Annotated in this window: 3 protein-coding genes; all 3 read left to right on the top strand. The window is 60.5% G+C overall.

Translation table 11 applies throughout. The features are described from left to right. The first annotated feature begins 181 nt into the window (after positions 1-181). The gene (locus ACFMO5_RS11095) at positions 182-652 is read left to right on the top strand and encodes a MaoC/PaaZ C-terminal domain-containing protein (protein ID WP_376792817.1); all 471 of its coding nucleotides are present in this window, start codon (positions 182-184) and stop codon (positions 650-652) included. 667 nt (positions 653-1,319) lie between these two features. Beyond that, entirely contained in the window at positions 1,320-3,206 is a 1,887-nt protein-coding gene (locus ACFMO5_RS11090; RefSeq protein ID WP_376792816.1) for a 2-oxoacid:acceptor oxidoreductase subunit alpha, read from the top strand. Further along, positions 3,191-4,099 (top strand): thiamine pyrophosphate-dependent enzyme, encoded by a 909-nt coding sequence (locus ACFMO5_RS11085; protein ID WP_376792815.1) that lies wholly within the window; start codon positions 3,191-3,193, stop codon positions 4,097-4,099. Before ACFMO5_RS11090 ends, ACFMO5_RS11085 begins: the two co-directional genes overlap by 16 nt. Positions 4,100-4,146 lie beyond the last annotated feature (47 nt).

Below are 4,146 nucleotides of genomic sequence, written 5' to 3'. Positions count from 1 at the left end.
CTGCGGCCCGCCCCTCATAGAAATTCTTCCGGAAAGGTTTGGCTTAAAGCTCCATCTCGGATTTTTTCCTCTGCGCCCTTTTAGCTTTGCGACAGGGCATGTTAAGCTGCAAAAGGCAATGGCCGCCTTTAGCAGCCTTGCTTTCTATACGAGTTCACCCCAGCTCAAGGAGGCACTACCCATGTCCACCGAGAGAACGCTTGCCCGAGGGTTATATTTCGAAGATTTGGAAATTGGCTGGAAAGTGCGCACCCCAGGCCGCACGATCACCGAGGCGGACATCGTGGGGTTCGCCGGGCTCTCGGGGGATTACACCCCGCTGCACACCGATGCGGAATACGCGCGGGGAACGATCTTCGGGGAGCGCATCGCCCACGGTCTGCTCGGGCTGGCCATTACCTCCGGCCTGGCAGCCCGTTTGGGCTTCCTGGAGGAAACCGTAGAGGCCTTCACCGGTCTGGAGTGGAAATTCCGTGCCCCCATTCGCATCGGCGATACCATCCACGCGGAGATTGAAGTGGCCCAGAAGCGGCCGGCTCCGGATGGACGTGCCGGTTTCGTTGTTTTCAATGTACAGGTTCTGAATCAGCGCGGCGAAGTGGTGCAAAAAGGCCAGTGGACTCTTCTGATCCGCGCGCGGGGCGCTCCATGAGCGGTGAGGATATCCTCTTCGTGCCGTGATAATATCTACAGGCACCTTCCCGAAGTTTCCCCCAAACGGGGGATGTATTCCCCATTTGGGGGGCGACCAATCCGCACCGTCTGTTACAAATTTTACAAAGACTCTTTTGCTGGGTATACTTTCTGAAAGCTGTTCCACATCGCCGGAGCTGCCGGTTTAGCTCTTAAAAATCCATGTAGGAGGCTTCGAGGGCCGTGGCGGCTGTCCTTGGTGGCCGGCATTGGCCCTCACGCCTCCTCCCCTTGATCTGGACTTTGGACCAACCCGTCCATTCTCTCAATCCGGGGGATTTCGGGGTGGGTGGGGCCACAGGAGGCAGCCCCACCCACCCCGAAATCATTCAACTTCCTCCTCCCTGGAGCCCAAGGGAGCGCGGGGATGGGCTTGCTGAGTATGAATGGATGGCTCGGACGAGAAGGCGGGCTGTTCACTTGTCCAAAGTCCAACCGAATAAAAAACGGGCGTTAAGAACTTTAAGGCGTGTGGCCCGGGCGTCACACGCATCCTATTCCTGAGGAATCCGTAGGGCGGGTCCGAGGCGCGCGGTTGGGCCTAAAGTCCGATGTCTATTGAGGGGCAGGCAGGACGCCAAAGGCGGGCCGGTTCGCCCCTCAAAACTCTTGGGGAGGCTTGTGCCATGCCAAAGCGGTTTGTTTCTTGGATGATCGGAGGGCCTCAGGGTAGTGGGATCAACGTCGCTGCTGAAACCCTCGCCAAGGCCTTCAGCCGGGGAGGGCTCCATGTCTTCGCCAACATCGAGTACCACTCCAATATTATGGGCAAGCACAGCTACTACCGGGTCCGTGTCTCCGAGGAACCGGTTCACGCCCCAGTCGATGAGGTCCATCTCTTAGCGGCGCTGGATGAGGAAACCTTGTTCGGCGACCACCATCACAATCCGGAGTTCCCTACCCACCACGGGCATGTTCACGAGGTCATCCCAGGCGGTGGGATCATTTACGACGCAGATCTAGGAGACATCCAAGCTCGCTTGAAGCGAGATGATGTCCGCCTTTATCCGGTGCCTTATTTTGAGATGATCCGCCGGGCCCTGGAGCCTTTCGGCAAGGCGGCCGAATATCGCCAGTATGACATTATGCGGAACACGGTGGCCCTGGGGGCAACCCTGGCGGTCCTGGACTATGATTTCGATCTCGTCGCCGAGGTGATCCGTGAGCAGTTCAAGGGACGACGGGCCCGGCTAGCCGATCTCAACATCCAGGCCCTTCGGGTCACGTATGAGTATGTGCACGAGCATTTCGGCAACGACTTCCCATGGAAGGTCCGCAAACGCGAACAGCGGAAGGATCAGATCTTGATCCGGGGTGTGCAGGCGGTGGCCCTGGGCAAGCTCCAAGCTGGGTTAGGGGTGCAGACCTATTATCCCATCAGCCCGGCAACCGATGAGAGCACATATCTGGAGGCGGTCCAGAGCCAATACAACGTGGTAGTGATCCAAACAGAGGATGAAATCTCCGCCATCAACATGGCCGTCGGCGCAGCCCACGCGGGCGCCCGCGCTTCGACCTCCACTGCCGGGCCAGGCTTCGCCCTGATGCCGGAGGGCATTGGGCTCGCGGCCATTACGGAAGCGCCAGGCCTGGTCATCTTCCTTTATCAACGCGGTGGTCCCAGCACCGGCCTCCCCACTCGTACGGAACAGGCGGATTTGGGGTTCGCCCTCCACCCCGCCCATGGGGAGTTCCCTCACATCGTCATCGCCCCTGGGGATGTGGTAGAGGCCTTTTACGACAGCTTCGAGGCGTTCAACTGGGCCGATCGTTACCAGATGCCGGTGATTGTGCTGGTGGATAAATTCCTAGCCAGCAGCTACATCACGGTGCCACGCTTCGACACCCGCCATCTGGTGATCGATCGGGGGATTCGCTACCGGCCCGATGGCCGGCAAGACAGCTATCTTCGCCACGCCGTCACCGAAAGCGGGATCTCCCCATGGGTGGTCCCAGGCACGGAGGGGATGGTCTTCTGGACGACCAGCGATGAGCACAACCCGAAGGGCCATATCTCGGAAGGGGTGAGGCATCGGGTAGAACAGATGGACAAGCGGATGCGCAAGCTGGAGCTGGCCGCCCGGGAGATCCCGGACAGCAAGAAGTTCACGCTCCACGGCCCGGCGGACGCCCAGGTCACCCTGGTGGGATGGGGCACGACCAAGGGGGCAATCCTGGACGCGCTGGAGGAGCTGTCCGCCCTGAACGGGCTGACGTTCAATTTCCTGCAGATCCGGATGATGCGGCCCTTCCCGGCGGAGCCGGTGGGGGCGATCCTGCGGCGGGCCCGCCGGACTATCCTGATCGAGAACAACTACTCGGGTCAGCTGGGAGCCCTCATCCGGGAGATGACCGGATTCCGGATCCCCCATCGGGTGTTGAAGTATGATGGCCGGCCCTTCACCGTGAACGAGATCATCGAAGGGGTGCGCCGGGCCCTTGAGAACGACGAGGAGCGCATTGTCATGATCTCCAGCGAAGCGCGGGAGGTGATCGCATGGCCTACGCGGTAAAGGATTACAAGACCGAGGTCTGGGTGGACTGGTGTCCCGGTTGCGGGGATTTCGGGATCCTGAACGCGATCCATCAAGCCCTGGCGGCCTTGCAGATCCCCCCACACAAGGTGGCGGTCTTCTCCGGGATCGGTTGTTCGGGGAAAACCCCTCATTACATCGGGACCTACGGGTTCCACACCCTCCACGGCCGGGTGCTGCCGGTGGCGACCGGGTTCAAATTGGCCAATCCGGAGATGACCGTGATCGCCGTGGGCGGGGACGGCGACGGCTACGGGATCGGGGCTGGATATTTCCTGGCCGCCGGGCGGCGGAATCTGGACATCACCTACATCGTCTTCAATAACGGTGTCTATGGCCTGACCAAGGGCCAGGCCTCCCCTACCCTGCCCAAGGGTGTGCAGACCAAGTCCCTTCCCGAGCCGAACCTGATGGAGGCCCTGAATCCCATCGCCGTGGCCTTGGGGGCCGGCTACACCTTCATCGCCCGCGGCTACGCTTACGATGTGCGGCACCTGCGGGACCTCATCGTCGCCGCTGTGCAACATCGCGGCACCGCCCTGATCGACGTCCTCCAACCGTGCCCGACTTACAACAACATCTACACCCGAGAATATTACAACGCGCGGGTCTACAAGCTGGAGGAGACGGGCTACGATCCGGTGGTGCATAACCCAAAGGACGAGAAGGAAATCATAGAGAAGAAAGCCCAGGCCCTTATGAAGGCCTATGAGAATGGGGATCGCATCCCGATTGGGGTCTTCTACCGGGTGGAGCGGCCGACCCTGGATGATGAGCTGGCTGCCCGCTTGCCCTATTGGGGGAAGGCCCTGGCGGACCTGGAGCCGATCTATCAACGGGATATCACGCCGCTCCTGAACGAGTTGAGTTGAGCCCTTTGGTCCATGGTCAAAGTGAAAGGGGGCGGGCCGCTTTGCGG

Source organism: Thermoflexus sp. (genome assembly GCF_042408365.1).
In the GTDB taxonomy this organism is placed as follows: Bacteria; Chloroflexota; Anaerolineae; order Thermoflexales; family Thermoflexaceae; genus Thermoflexus.
This window is presented reverse-complemented; position numbering and strand designations above follow the sequence as displayed.